The sequence below is a fragment of the Citrobacter sp. Cf132 genome (assembly GCF_030333885.1).
Lineage (GTDB): Bacteria > Pseudomonadota > Gammaproteobacteria > Enterobacterales > Enterobacteriaceae > Citrobacter > Citrobacter freundii.
Genome location: NZ_JAOWFA010000071.1, coordinates 643558 through 657707 on the forward strand (window position 1 = coordinate 643558; position 14150 = coordinate 657707).

General features: G+C 54.1%; 9 protein-coding genes. 4 read left to right on the forward strand and 5 right to left on the reverse strand.

Annotation, left to right across the window (positions count from 1 at the left end; genetic code table 11):
- The first annotated feature begins 180 nt into the window (after positions 1 to 180).
- On the forward strand, positions 181 to 1083 hold the full coding sequence (locus tag OGV85_RS23635; RefSeq protein ID WP_003835993.1) for a LysR family transcriptional regulator: 903 nt from the start codon (positions 181 to 183) through the stop codon (positions 1081 to 1083).
- Here the strand turns inward: OGV85_RS23635 and malZ are convergent.
- The 5 genes from malZ to phoB form a co-directional block, all read right to left on the reverse strand.
- Positions 1077 to 2894 carry a maltodextrin glucosidase gene (gene malZ, locus OGV85_RS23640; RefSeq protein WP_061547921.1) on the reverse strand — a complete coding sequence of 606 codons (1818 nt, stop codon included), beginning with the start codon at positions 2892 to 2894 and terminating at the stop codon, positions 1077 to 1079. The genes OGV85_RS23635 and malZ overlap by 7 nt on opposite strands.
- A gap of 138 nt (positions 2895 to 3032) precedes the next feature.
- A complete protein-coding gene (gene proY / locus OGV85_RS23645) occupies positions 3033 to 4406 on the reverse strand; it encodes a proline-specific permease ProY (RefSeq protein WP_003021504.1) in 1374 nt (457 codons plus the stop codon).
- A gap of 81 nt (positions 4407 to 4487) precedes the next feature.
- Positions 4488 to 5807, reverse strand: coding sequence for a branched-chain amino acid transporter carrier protein BrnQ (gene brnQ, locus OGV85_RS23650; protein WP_003021501.1), 1320 nt, complete (start codon positions 5805 to 5807; stop codon positions 4488 to 4490).
- 405 nt (positions 5808 to 6212) lie between these two features.
- Complete coding sequence (phoR, locus tag OGV85_RS23655) at positions 6213 to 7508, reverse strand: phosphate regulon sensor histidine kinase PhoR (protein ID WP_003021498.1); 1296 nt, start codon at positions 7506 to 7508, stop codon at positions 6213 to 6215.
- 50 nt (positions 7509 to 7558) lie between these two features.
- On the reverse strand, positions 7559 to 8248 hold the full coding sequence (gene phoB, locus OGV85_RS23660; RefSeq protein ID WP_003021496.1) for a phosphate response regulator transcription factor PhoB: 690 nt from the start codon (positions 8246 to 8248) through the stop codon (positions 7559 to 7561).
- A gap of 190 nt (positions 8249 to 8438) precedes the next feature.
- Here phoB and sbcD point away from each other — a divergent pair, with 190 nt between their 5' ends.
- The 3 genes from sbcD to araJ all read left to right on the forward strand — a co-directional run bounded on the left by sbcD (position 8439) and on the right by araJ (position 14146).
- Positions 8439 to 9641, forward strand: coding sequence for an exonuclease subunit SbcD (gene sbcD, locus OGV85_RS23665; RefSeq protein ID WP_061547920.1), 1203 nt, complete (start codon positions 8439 to 8441; stop codon positions 9639 to 9641).
- Positions 9638 to 12781 (forward strand): exonuclease subunit SbcC, encoded by a 3144-nt coding sequence (sbcC, locus tag OGV85_RS23670; protein ID WP_061547919.1) that lies wholly within the window; start codon positions 9638 to 9640, stop codon positions 12779 to 12781. The genes sbcD and sbcC overlap by 4 nt, the downstream gene beginning before the upstream one ends.
- 192 nt (positions 12782 to 12973) lie before the next feature.
- On the forward strand, positions 12974 to 14146 hold the full coding sequence (gene araJ / locus OGV85_RS23675) for an MFS transporter AraJ (protein ID WP_032950792.1): 1173 nt from the start codon (positions 12974 to 12976) through the stop codon (positions 14144 to 14146).
- The last annotated feature ends 4 nt before the right edge of the window (positions 14147 to 14150 follow it).

Genomic DNA, 14150 nt, shown 5'->3' on the forward strand with positions numbered 1-14150 from the left:
GGAAATTTCTAACGAGTTATTAAAGAAAACTTACCATCCTATGAAACTATTAATTCTGTGTTGAGATATATCCTAAACAACATCAAAAAAATGCGCATGATTCATCTAATTTATTCACTGGCATTGTTTTTCTTCATTCGGTACAACAGAAGGGTTTAATTTTCAGGATCTTTTCTGCTTATGCGCATTAATCTGGATGTTTTGCTTATTCTCGACGCACTCGACAAACAGGGTTCATTTGCCGCGGCGGCCGAATCGCTGTTTAAAACGCCTGCGGCACTCAGCTATATGATTCAAAAGCTGGAAAGCGATCTGAATATCGAGTTGCTTGACCGTTCCGGACACCGGGCTAAATTTACCGACACCGGACAGATGATGCTGGAAAAGGGACGTTTATTGCTAAGTGCGGCAAAAGATCTCGAAAAACAGGCGGTACAGCTGAGTTCAGGCTGGGAAAAAGAGCTGGCGATTGCGCTGGACGACTCCTTTCCTTTCGCCTCGCTGTTACCCATTATCGATGAATTTCACGCGCTGAATAAGCAAACCCGCCTCAGTTTTACCCATCATACGCTGGCGGGTTCCTGGGAGGAGCTGACCCATAATGGAGCAGATATTATTCTGGGGGCGATTAATGAACCACCAACGTCAGCGGCCTGGTCCTACAAAATGCTCGGTACATTGGACAATGTATTTGTCGTGGCACCTGAGCATCCGCTGGCCGCAGCACCTGATGGCCTGACCAACGAGCAGTTGTGCCTGCATCGGGCGATTGTTATCAGCGACAGCGCCCGCTTCTGCCATCCGTTACAAACCAATCTGATGGAGGAGCAGGCGCAGATCCGTGTCGATGACTTCCACAGTAAAGTGATGCTACTGCGAGCCGGCATGGGCTGCGGATTTCTCCCCCGCCATATTGCCAGCCCGTGGCTTGCTACGGGCGAGCTGGTGGAAAAAACGGTTATCTCATTTCGCCAAAAAGACGTGGCCTATATGGCATGGCGCAATAACCGTGATGGGCTGGCGCAGCGCTGGTGGCGAGACGCGCTGCTGGCAAGCCCGGCGATTGCGCACTTATATCAATGACCTGACCATACCGAGGCGGAAATCGCCGGCAACGTCAGGATATCGTCGGCAAGCACACCTTTGCCCTCTTTTTGCTGCCAATGACTCACGCTCAGTAATGGCGAGTCTGGCAGGACCACTTCACAAGCCTGGCCACGGTTAATCGCCACTAACACGCGCTGGCGGTTTAGCACCCGTACAAACACCACCATGTTATCCTCGGCGTAAATCACCTGACAACCACCGTGGCGTAGCGCCTGGCTCTGGTGGCGTAATTTTGCCAGCCGCTGGTACAACGCCAGCAGGTTAGCGTCCTGTTTTTCAGGCTGCCATGGGAAAGGTTTGCGACAAAACGGATCGTTGTTGCCATCCAGCCCCACTTCATCGCCGTAGTAAATACAGGGCACGCCAGGCCAGGTAAATAGCCACACCACCGCCAGCGGTAAACGTGCGACGTCTTTACCGAGCAGAGACTTAAAGCGAGCGGTATCGTGGCTGTCGAGCTGGTTAAACATGCGCAATTGCTGCTGATGCGACAACCCCGCGCGGTAGTTATCCATCCACGCCATACAGGTCTGGGCGTCAATGAATTGCGGATCATATGAGATATCGGTATTGGCGAGGAATCCCCAGAGAGGGAAAGTAAAGCCGCGATAGTTCATGGCGGCATCTTCTGCGTCGGCCTGCAACCACTGGCGCGCATCGCCAAAATGTTCACCCACCACATACGCCTCTGGCTGGGTTTCTTTAGCCGCCTGCGTAATGCCGGCCACGTGTTGTAGGTTGTTACGCGCGCCTCCTGCCTCTCCCAGCATGTGCACCACATCAAGACGCCAGCCGTCCATACTCCACGGCGCTTTCAGCCAGTGACGGACGATACTGTCTTCGCCGCGATAAATTTCATTTACCAGGCTTTCCGAAGAGAAGTCCAGCTTGGGCAGGCTGGAATATCCCAGCCAGTCGAGCGCAACGCCGTCAACTGAGAAATGATACCAGTCACGCCAGGGGGATTCTGGGTTATGGCACGCCCCATCCGTTCCCCTACTATGCCGGTCAAACCAGGCGTGCGAATCGCCGCTATGGTTAAAAACACCGTCCAGAATCAAGCGCATGCCCTGCTGTTCGGTGTTGTGCCGCAGGCGCAGCAGCGCAGTGTCGCCGCCAAATTGCGGATCAACATGACGATAATCTTCGGTATCGTATTTATGCACGCTCGGCGCGGTAAACACAGGATTCAGGTACAGCGCCGTGACACCTAACGTTTTCAGGTACGGTAGCTTTTCGCTGATGCCGTCTAAATCACCGCCATAGAACGTGGAGCCACCGGCCTGAGCCGTAAGCGGTTCGTCCCATTCGCGCCGCACGATGTCGTGCCCGGCCGCGTGATGGTAATAGACGTTATCCTGGCCCGCTTCACGCGACTGGCTGCGGGCAAAACGGTCCGGGAAAATTTGGTAAAAGACCTGGTCAGCGACCCACTGCGGACCGTTATCCGGCACATCGACGGCAAACTGCTCCAGACGCGCAGGCGGAAAACGGCTGAATCCCTGTGGGGTGAACCACAACTGACGATCGAGCCAAAGTAATTTAAAGCTATAGCGTCGACGAGGCTGCCCGCTGGAGAGATCGATCGCCGCTCGCCACGCGGTCACACCCGGCTGCGGCTGGCTGCGCTGCTTGTGCATAGCTAGCGAAATCTCTTCGTTATCGTTTTCTGCGCGCAGCGTCACCCGCTGGGGTGGATTTTCCCCCGCCAGCCATAATGTAATCGTCAGTTGATCTTTGTTTTGCTTAACAAATGGGGCAACCGGAAGGTGCCAGGCGTTCAACATCACGTATCCCCTTTGATGATAATGACGTCACCTTGCCATAGCGAAGTGCAGGATCACTCATCATCTTAACGTTTATTGGGGGAGGAGTTCGGGGGAGGAGAAAATTGCCGGGTAACGCAAAGCTACCCGGCAAAAATATTACTGTGCTTCAGCCAGTTGGCGCTCGCGACGGCGCTTGAATCCCCAGCCGACCAGCAGCAGGACAATCCACGCAAAGCCGACGTACAGCGAAATGCGGGTATCCGGATGATAGCCGATAAGCGCGATGATAAAGACCAGGAAAATCAGGCCAACAACGGTCGTCGTTACCCCACCCGGTACTTTAAATTTCAGCGCTTTGACCTCTTCTGGCGGCAGACGACGACGGAAAGCAATCTGCGACAGCAGGATCATAATCCACACCCAAACCGTGGCGAACGTTGCCAAAGAGGCGATCACCAGGAAGACGTTTTCCGGCATGATGTAGTTAAGATAAACCGCAAACAACAGCGCGATGGTCATCACCATCACCGTAACCCACGGCACGCCACGACGCGACGTCTTGGCAAACATTTTTGGGGCACTGCCCTGTTCCGCCATGCCGTGTAGCATACGTCCCACACCGAAGACGTCAGAGTTAATTGCCGACAGCGACGCAGTCAGAACCACAAAGTTGAGGATCCCGGCAGCAAAGGTAATGCCCATATGCTGGAACGTCATAACGAACGGGCTACCGTCGGTACCCACCTGGTTCCACGGGTAGATAGACATAATGACGAACAACGTCCCCACATAAAACACCAGGATACGCATTGGTACGGAATTGATAGCGCGCGGAATAGATTTTTCCGGGTCTTTGGCTTCGCCTGCGGTAATCCCGATAATCTCAATCCCGCCGTAAGCGAACATCACCATTTGCAACGACATCACCATGCCGAGCCAGCCGTTGCTGAAGAAGCCACCGTTGCTCCATAAGTTATGGATACCGGTCGGTTGCCCGCCGTTGCCAATCCCCCAAATGATGATACCGAAACCGGCGACAATCATGATGATAATGGTGGCGACTTTAAAGAACGAGAACCAGAACTCCAGCTCGCCAAACACCTTCACGCTCATCAGGTTGATGGCGCAGATAATCAGCACTACGCTGAGTACCCAAATCCAGTGCGGTACGGCCGGGAACCAGACGCCCATGTAAATACCAAAGGCAGTCACATCGGCAATGGCGACAATCAGGATTTCAAAACAATAGGTCCAGCCGGTGATATAGCCTGCCAGCGGTCCGAGGTTTTCCTGCGCATAGCGCGAGAAGGAGCTGGCTGCAGGGTTATGAACAGACATTTCGCCCAGCGCGCGCATAATAATATACGCCGCTACGCCGCCGATAATATAGGCCAGCAACACGCTTGGCCCCGCCATTTTGATGGCATCGGCAGAGCCATAGAACAGCCCGGTACCAATTGCTGAACCTAATGCCATAAAGCGGATGTGCCGGGTGCTCAGCCCACGCTTTAGCTTGTTATTACTTTCCATCGATTCCTAACCTGTTAACACAATAAAAAAACCACGGGGCCATGTTAATAGCCCCGTGGTTAAAACTTATTGTCAGTGATATTAGTGTGCGCTGGAGGTCACTTGTCGACCCGCGGCGCGATCCCAGATAACTGCCAGGACCACCATCACGACTGTTGGCATCAACCACGCCAGCCCCTGCTCCGCCAGCGGTAAACGCTGGGTCCAGGCCGGTAACACGTCGCCAATTGCAGAAGCTTTAATGCCATCAAGGATACCAAAAATCAGGCTGATAAACATCGCAGGTGCAATGACGCGGGAAGAATTATGCCACCATGAGCGGGTAAAGCTTAATACAACCAGTGCGATACATGGCGGATAGATAGCCGTCAGCACCGGAATAGAGATCTGAATCAGATGGCTCAGACCCAGGTTAGAAACCACCATCGAGAAGCCGCCGAGGATAAATACCAGCGTACGATAAGACAGTGGAACGTACTGGGCAAAGAACTCTGCGCACGCACAGGTCAAGCCAACCGCGGTGACCAGACAGGCGATGAAAATCAGCGCCGCCAGCAGGAAGCTTCCTGCACCGCCAAAGGTGTGCTGAACATACGCATGCAGAATCGCCGCGCCGTTAGCAGACTGATCGACCAGAATCGCGCTATCTGAACCCAGACGGAACAGCGCGAGATACAGCAGCGTTAAGCCCACACCCGCCATTAAACCCGCCCAAACGGTGTAACGGGTCAGCAGACGTGCTTCAGTAACACCACGCGAGCGAGCGGCGTTAACGATAACAATACCAAACACCATCGCGCCCAGCGTATCCATGGTCAGATACCCGTTCACGAAACCATTAGAAAATGCCGCAGTTTGGTAGGCTTCCATCGCATTACTGATCGGGCCTGCTGGCCAGACGATTGCGGCGACAGACAGAACAACCAGCGCCAGGATTTTCAGCGGCGCCAGGAAATTACCCACCGTATCCAGCAGTTTGCCCGGATACAGCGAAACCAGAATCACAATCGCGAAATAGATAACGCTATAGATAAACAGCGGCAGCGCAGAGTCACCGGTCAGCGGTGCAATCCCGACTTCGAAAGAGACCGTCGCGGTACGCGGGGTAGCAAATAACGGCCCAACGGCCAGATAGCAAACAGTCGCCAGTAGCAGACCAGCAACTTTACCGATAGGTGTGCTCAGTCGGTCCACACCACCACCGACTTTCGCCAGCGCGACAACGGTAAGTACCGGCAGGCCAACGGCGGTAATCAAAAAGCCAAAAGCCGCAGTCCAGACGTGTTCACCTGCCTGCAAACCAACCATTGGGGGGAAGATGATGTTTCCTGCACCAACGAACAGTGCAAATGTCATAAATCCCAAAGCGATAATATCGCGCGATTTTAACTGATGGGTCATAAAGTCTTACTGCCTGTGGATGTGGTGTTGAAAATAGTAAATTTTTGCCTTTCCCTGGGGGACAATACAGCGGCATTTTTGCTCAATTCCAGCGGGAAACACTCCCGACCTGGCGCGGCGAAGAATAGTTTTTCGATTTACCGCGTAAATGCAGTCGGTATGACAGCACCTGGAGCGCAATTTAAACGCTTATAACGTTTTAAAGCAAGGTGGGATCCAAAAACCAGAACAATATAGCGATATGAAAAATGGGGTTAGCACAAAACACCATTTCATGGAAAAAGGTATGGGTAATAGTTCGAACAAAAAACAATCAAACGTCGTAAAATTCAGGAGTCATATATTGACCGCATAGAAAAAGCCAGCTTGTGCTGGCTTTTGGAAAGATAATCTTACGAATGTGCTTTAACCGTTACTTTTGGCAATCAAACGTTCCGGGATCACGAAACTAAATCGCGTCCCTTTGCCTGGTTCGCTTTCGATATTCAAACGGCTGTCGTGATGATGCAGCGCATGTTTCACGATGGCAAGGCCCAACCCGCTACCGCCCGTTTGCCGCGATCGCGCCTTATCTACCCGATAAAAACGCTCGGTCAAACGTGGAATATGCTCGGCGGCAATGCCTGGACCGTTGTCTTCCACACAAAATTCCGCCCCCGAGACCACATGCTGCCAGCGTACGGTAATGTGCGTTCCCGCTGGTGTGTGGTTCACCGCGTTGTACACGAGATTCGAGATAGCGCTACGCAACTGCTCCTCGTTGCCCCGCACGTTCAGGCTGTTATCGACATCAAAGGTAAACGTATGTTTATGCTGGCTCAGGGTTTGCGCTTCGTGCTCGATCACGCGCAGCATCATGGGCACATCGACTTTCTCATTCAGTTGCAACGTCGGAGCAGCTTCAATTTTTGACAGCGTCAGCAGCTGCTTCACCAGGCCTTCCATACGGTACGTTTGTTCGCGCATGGTATGCAGCGCTTTTTCGCGCGTTGTCCCTTCCAGCGGATGCTCCTGCATCATTTCCAGATAACCTTGCAGCACCGTCAGCGGTGTGCGCAGCTCATGGCTGGCGTTGGCGAAAAAGTTTCGCCGTGAACCTTCCAGTTGGTGCATCTGGGTAACGTCGCGCGCCACCATCAGCAGTTGCTTATCCGTGTAGGGCATCACGCGAATTTCCAGATGCCGTCCGGTATTGAGCACCAGATTGATAGGCCGGCTAAAGTCGCGCGTTTTCAGATATTGTGTGAATTCCGGGTATCGCAGCAGGTTAAGAATATTTTGCCCGCTATCATCCGGCCAGCGCAGTCCCAGAACCTGCTGAGCCAGTCCGTTACACCAGAAGATACCGCCTTCTTCGGTGGTCAACACCACCGCGTCGGGTAGTGATTCCGCCCCGCTGCGAAAACGTTTGATCAGGTTACCCAGTTCTCGACGGCGCTTTTTGTTGCGCAGCTGCATTTGATGCAGCCCATATAACAACGGTTCCCAACTGCCTCGCCCCGGCGGCGGCGTCATGCTTCTGTCGACCCATAGCCACCAGGACAAACGTAATAGATTCCAGAAATGCCAGATAAGCAGGCCCGTTACCGACGCCAGTAAAAACCAGGGCAGGTAACCGAAAAAAGCGCTAAGGATAAATGCCGGTATGCAGCACAGGATCAGCTCCAGTACCAACCTTTTCCATGACAATCGTTCTAGCAAACGTCTTACTCCATAAACGGCCTAATCCATCAGGCCCTGATTCTTGTCAGTCAGAAGCGGGTCGAAAAACGATATCCCGTCCCGCGAACTGTCTGCACCATTCGATCGTGTCCGCTGTGCTCCAGTGCTTTACGTAAGCGGCGGATATGCACATCCACTGTCCGGTCTTCCACGTAGACATTGGTTCCCCAGACATGATTGAGGAGTTGTTCCCGGCTGTAGACGCGCTCAGGGTGGGTCATAAAGAAGTGCAACAGTTTGAATTCAGTCGGCCCCATATCCAGCGGATCCTCGCCGGTCATCACGCGATGCGAGGTCGGATCAAGGCTTAGCCCCTGCATCTCAATAACCTCTTCCACCGCCATCGGTGAAATACGACGCAGAACCGCTTTAATACGCGCCACCAGCTCCTTGGGAGAAAACGGCTTGGTAATATAATCATCCGCACCGGTTTCCAGACCCCGGACGCGGTCTTCCTCTTCACCTCTCGCCGTCAGCATCATCACGGGGATATCCCGCGTCATGGCTTCGCGCTTGAGATGTTTAATAAATTGCAGACCCGAGCCGCCGGGAAGCATCCAGTCAAGCAGGACGAGATCCGGCCAGGGTTCATTGAGTTGGTTCACAGCACTGTCATAGTCTTCGGCTTCTACGGGTTGAAAACCGTTTTGCTCGAGCACGAAGCAGACCATTTCACGAATTGGAGCTTCATCTTCTACGACCAGAATACGTCTCGCCATGATTTGCCCTGTTTATAATTAAATCGTTTGCCATCAATACGGTGCCATTATGCGTCAGTTTTATGACAGATTTATGAAAAGATAGCCCAGGTTTAACGCAGCCCGGCGAATTATGACAGTCCGGAGACAAGATATTACCGTCCTTGAAAGGTTATAATCCCCACCACTGTTTTATCGTCATGGAACTCTTATGCGCATCCTTCACACGTCTGACTGGCATCTGGGCCAAAATTTCTACAGCAAGAGCCGCGCCGCTGAACATCAGGCCTTTCTCGACTGGCTGCTGGAAACGGCACAATCCCATCAGGTGGATGCCATTATTGTGGCGGGTGATATTTTCGATACCGGCTCACCGCCAAGCTACGCCCGTGAGCTGTATAACCGTTTTGTCGTTAATTTACAGCAAACCGGGTGTCATCTGGTGGTGCTGGCAGGCAACCACGACTCCGTCGCCACACTCAACGAATCCCGCGATATACTGGCGTTTCTCAACACCACGGTCGTTGCCAGCGCCGGCCATGCGCCGCAGGTACTGTCGCAACGTGACGGCACACCGGGGGCAATTCTGTGCCCGGTTCCTTTTTTACGTCCACGCGACATTATTACCAGCCAGGCCGGGCTAACCGGGCAAGAAAAACAGCAACATTTGCTGTCAGCCATCACCGACTATTACCAGCAGCAGTATCAGGATGCCTGCACGCTGCGTGGTGATCAGAATCTGCCCATCATCGCGACCGGGCATTTGACCACCGTCGGCGCCAGTAAAAGTGACGCCGTCCGTGACATTTATATCGGTACGCTGGACGCCTTCCCAGCACAAAACTTCCCTCCGGCGGACTACATCGCGCTGGGCCATATTCACCGGGCGCAGGTTATCGGTGGCACGGAGCATATTCGCTACTGCGGCTCGCCGATCGCTCTCAGTTTTGACGAGTGCGGCAAAAACAAATGCGTGCATCTGGTGAGCTTTGAAGCAGGGAAACTCAACGCCGTCGAGAATCTCACCGTACCGGTCACCCAGCCGCTTGCGGTACTGAAAGGCGATCTCGCCGCCATTACCGCCCAGCTTGAGCAGTGGCGCAACGTACAGCAAGAGCCGCCTGTGTGGCTGGATATTGAAATTACCACCGATGACTATCTGCATGATATGCAGCGTAAAATCCAGGCCTTGACCGAAGATTTACCGGTAGAGGTGTTATTGGTGCGCCGCAGTCGCGAACAGCGCGAACGCATTATGGCCAATGAACATCGTGAAACATTAAGCGAGCTGAGCGTGGCGGAGGTTTTTGACCGCCGCCTGGCGCTGGAAGAACTCGAAGAACCGCAGCGCGAGCGGCTTAATCAGCTGTTTAGCGCAACCGTACAGACGCTTGCCGGGGAGGCTGAAGCATGAAAATTCTCAGCCTGCGCCTGAAAAATCTCAACTCCCTGAAGGGAGAATGGAAAGTCGATTTCACGGCAGAACCTTTTGCCAGCAACGGGCTGTTCGCTATCACCGGGCCCACAGGCGCGGGGAAAACCACCCTGCTGGACGCAATTTGCCTTGCGCTGTACCACGAAACGCCGCGCCTGAATACTGTGTCACAGTCGCAAAACGACCTGATGACCCGCGACACAGCGGAGTGTCTGGCCGAGGTGGAATTTGAGGTGCGGGGCGAAGCCTACCGCGCATTCTGGAGCCAGAACCGGGCACGCAACCAGCCTGAGGGCAACCTGCAAGTCCCGCGCGTAGAGCTGGCCCGCTGCGCCGACGGTAAAATCCTCGCCGATAAAGTCAAAGACAAGCTGGAGATGACCGCCGAGCTTACCGGGCTGGATTACGGTCGTTTTACCCGTTCCATGCTGCTCTCTCAGGGCCAGTTTGCCGCATTTCTCAATGCCAAACCAAAAGAGCGCGCCGAGCTGCTCGAAGAGTTAACCGGTACTGAGATCTACGGTCAAATCTCCGCCATGGTGTTTGAAAAGCACAAATCAGCGCGTACGGAGCTGGAAAAACTGCAGGCCCAGGCCAGCGGCGTGGCGCTGTTAGCGCCAGAGCAGGTGCAATCTCTGACAGAAAGTTTGCAGGTACTTACTGACGAAGAAAAACAATACCTTACCAGCCTACAAACCCAGCAACAGCACCTCAACTGGCTCATTCGGCAAAATGAGCTACAAACGGATATAAACCGCCACCAGCAGGCATTACAGGCAGCGCTTCAGGCGCAAGAAGACGCGCAGCCGCAGTTGGCGGCACTGAGTCTGGCACTGCCGGCCAGGGCGTTACGCCCGCACTGGGAGCGAATTCAGGAACAAACGGCTACTATCGAGCGTACGCGCCAGAAGATTCAGGAAGTGAATGCTCGCTTACAAAGCAGCTTAACGCTGCGCGGGCGTATTCGTCAGCAGGCGCAAATGCAGTCGACCTTGATGCTAGCCGAACAACAGACGTTAACCGACTGGCTTAATGAGCATGATCGCTTCCGCTTATGGAGTAGCGAACTGGCAGGATGGAAAGCGCTGCTGGCTCAACAGTCCGACGCCAGCACCCAGCTACGCCAATGGCAGCAGCTGCGAGAGAACGACACGCGTAAGCTCAATGCACTAACGCTTCCCGCGCTGACCCTTTCGCCGCAGGAGGTAACGGATGCGCTAGCGCAACATGTGCAGCTTCGTCCGTTACGCCAGCGGCTGAGCAATTTACACGGGCAAATCACCCCAAAGCAAAAACAACTGGCACAGTTACGCGCCACGCTTGTACAGCGTCAACAAGAGTTGACCCAGCGCAACGCGGTGCTTGCCGAAAAACGTCAGCGCTATAAAGATAAAAATCAGCAACTTACTGATGTGAGAGTCATTTGCGAGCAAGAAGCCCGCATCAAAGATCTGGAAAGCCAACGGGCATTGTTGCAATCCGGCATGCCTTGCCCGCTATGCGGCTCCACCGCACATCCGGCGATTGAACGCTATCAAACGCTCGAACTGAGCGTGAATCAGACGCGGCGTGAGTCACTGGAAAAAGAGGTCAAAACACTGGCCGATGAGGGTTCAACGTTACGCGGCCAGCTTGAGGCGATAACCCAGCAACTTCAGCGGGATGAACGCGAAGCACAGACGCTTTCTCAGGAGGAGCAAGCACTTACTCAAGAATGGCTGACCGTCACCGCCAGCCTCAACGTCACGCTGCAACCGCAGGATGACATTGCCCCGTGGCTGGCCGCTCAGGAAGAGTACGAACAACAGCTTCACCAGTTGAGCCTGCGTCATACCTTGCAGGCGCAAATCACCGCGCATACCGAGCAGATTACCCAGCTCCAGTTGCATATTGACCAGCGCCAGGCGACGCTAACCGCCGAGCTTTCCCGTTATGGTCTGGCCCTTCCGCCTGAGGATGACGTCGCCTCATGGCTAAGCGAACGGGCGAACGAAGCACGAATGTGGCAACAGCGTCAGAATGAACTGACCGAGTTACAGGCCCGGATTGCCCAGCTTGCGCCGCTGCTGGAAACGCTGCCTGAAACCGAGGCGCTTTCTGAAAACATTGAGGATTTGTCGCTGGAAAACTGGCGTCAGGTGCACGACGATTGCCTCTCTTTACAGGGACAGTGGCAAACCTTGCAACAGCAGGAGGCGCAGGACGTTCAGCGCGCCGCGGAAATCCAGGCGCAGTTTGATGCCGTATTAAAGGCCAGCATCTTTGCCGATCGCGACGCCTTTATTGCCGCCCTGCTGGACGAAGAGACCTTTAATCGCCTGGAGCAGTTGAAGCAATCACTGGAAGGCCAGCGACAGCAGGCGCAAACGCTGGTTAATCAGGCCCAGCAGGCACTGGCGGCTCATCAACAGCAGCAACCAACAGAAGTGGATCTCACGCTGACGGCGCAGCATCTGCACGACGCGCTGGCGCAGCTCACCCAACTGCTACGCGATAATACTACTCGTCAGGGCGAAATTCGCCAGCAGCTCAAACAAGATGCTGAAAACCGCCAGCAGCAGCAGGCGCTGATGCAGGAGATTGAAAAAGTCGCGCAGCAGGTCGAAGACTGGGGGTATTTGAATGCGCTGATCGGCTCGAAAGAGGGAGATAAGTTCCGCAAATTTGCCCAGGGGCTGACGCTGGATAACCTCGTCTGGCTTGCCAACAACCAGTTAACCCGTCTGCACGGTCGCTATTTGTTGCAGCGCAAGGCCAGCGAAGCGTTAGAGCTGGAAGTGGTTGATACCTGGCAGGCCGATGCCGTACGTGATACGCGTACGCTTTCCGGCGGCGAGAGCTTCCTCGTGAGTCTGGCGCTGGCGCTGGCATTATCTGATCTGGTCAGCCACAAAACGCGGATTGACTCCCTGTTCCTCGACGAAGGTTTCGGCACGCTGGACAGCGAAACGCTGGATACCGCCCTGGACGCGCTGGATGCGCTCAACGCTACCGGTAAAACCATTGGCGTCATCAGCCACGTTGAAGCGATGAAAGAGCGCATTCCGGTACAGATCAAAGTGAAAAAAATCAACGGTCTGGGCTACAGCAAACTCGACAAAATGTTTGCGGTGGAGTAATCGGCCAGCGGATGTGGTGTCACAGGCCGGATAAGCGCTAACGCTATCCGGCACGCTAGGTAGCACAATATTGCATACTCAGGGACGGATATGAAATGGCATTCCACTTCACTTATCCGCAAGCTATCGCTATTGGCGGCGAACATTCGTCGCTATGACGCATATCCTGCGTCTTTCTTGTTGGCAGGTGGTATGAAAAAAGTCATTTTCTCTTTAGCGCTCGGAACATTTGGGCTGGGCATGGCCGAGTTTGGCATCATGGGTGTCCTCACTGAGCTGGCGCGAGACGTGGGAATTTCCATTCCTGCCGCTGGCCATATGATTTCGTTTTACGCCTTTGGCGTAGTGCTGGGCGCGCCCATTATTGCGCTCTTTTCCAATCGCTTTTCGCTCAAACATATTTTGCTGTTTCTGGTCACCCTGTGCGTGATTGGCAACGCCATCTTCACCCTCTCTTCCTCGTATTTTATGCTGGCGGTGGGCAGGCTGGTTTCCGGCTTCCCTCATGGCGCATTTTTCGGCGTGGGCGCGATTATCCTGTCGAAGCTGGCCCGTCCGGGAAAAGTCACTGCCGCCGTCGCGGGCATGATTTCGGGGATGACCGTTGCCAATCTGGTTGGCATTCCCGTCGGCACCTGGCTAAGCCAGGAATTTAGCTGGCGCTACACGTTTCTGCTGATAGCCGTCTTTAATATCGCCGTAATAGTCTCGGTCGCTTTTTGGGTCCCCAACATTAGCGATGAGGCAAAAGGGAAACTGCGCGAACAATTTCACTTTTTGAAAAGCCCCGCCCCGTGGTTCATTTTTTCCGCCACCATGTTTGGGAACGCCGGGGTTTTCGCCTGGTTCAGCTACGTCAAACCGTACATGATGTATATCTCCGGCTTCTCCGAGGCGCTAATGACCTTCATCATGATGCTGGTGGGATTGGGAATGGTGTTGGGAAATCTGCTAAGCGGTAGGCTGTCAGGCCGTTATACGCCGCTGCGAATTGCGGTAATAACCGACTTCGTCATTGTGCTGGCTCTGCTGCTGCTCTTTGCCTTTGGCGGCATCAAAGCCGCGTCGCTGACCTTCGCTTTCATTTGCTGCGCGGGTCTGTTTGCTCTGTCGGCGCCGTTGCAAATTTTGCTGCTGCAAAATGCTAAAGGGGGAGAACTACTGGGCGCGGCTGGCGGGCAAATTGCCTTCAATCTCGGCAGCGCGATTGGCGCGTACTGCGGTGGCATGATGTTGACGCTGGGATTTACCTACAACTACGTGACGCTGCCGGCTGCACTGCTGTCGTTTTCTGCGATGTCCTCGCTGCTGCTCTATGGTCGCCTGAAGCGCGGCGTGCAACAACAGGTTGCACCCGCGACATAACAAC

Coding starts and splice junctions, on each gene's coding strand:
- OGV85_RS23635 (WP_003835993.1), top strand. CDS start 181: ATGCGCATTAATCTGGATGTTTTGCTTATTCTCGACGCACTCGACAAA.
- malZ (WP_061547921.1), bottom strand. CDS start 2,894: ATGTTGAACGCCTGGCACCTTCCGGTTGCCCCATTTGTTAAGCAAAAC.
- proY (WP_003021504.1), bottom strand. CDS start 4,406: ATGGAAAGTAATAACAAGCTAAAGCGTGGGCTGAGCACCCGGCACATC.
- brnQ (WP_003021501.1), bottom strand. CDS start 5,807: ATGACCCATCAGTTAAAATCGCGCGATATTATCGCTTTGGGATTTATG.
- phoB (WP_003021496.1), bottom strand. CDS start 8,248: ATGGCGAGACGTATTCTGGTCGTAGAAGATGAAGCTCCAATTCGTGAA.
- sbcD (WP_061547920.1), top strand. CDS start 8,439: ATGCGCATCCTTCACACGTCTGACTGGCATCTGGGCCAAAATTTCTAC.
- sbcC (WP_061547919.1), top strand. CDS start 9,638: ATGAAAATTCTCAGCCTGCGCCTGAAAAATCTCAACTCCCTGAAGGGA.
- araJ (WP_032950792.1), top strand. CDS start 12,974: ATGAAAAAAGTCATTTTCTCTTTAGCGCTCGGAACATTTGGGCTGGGC.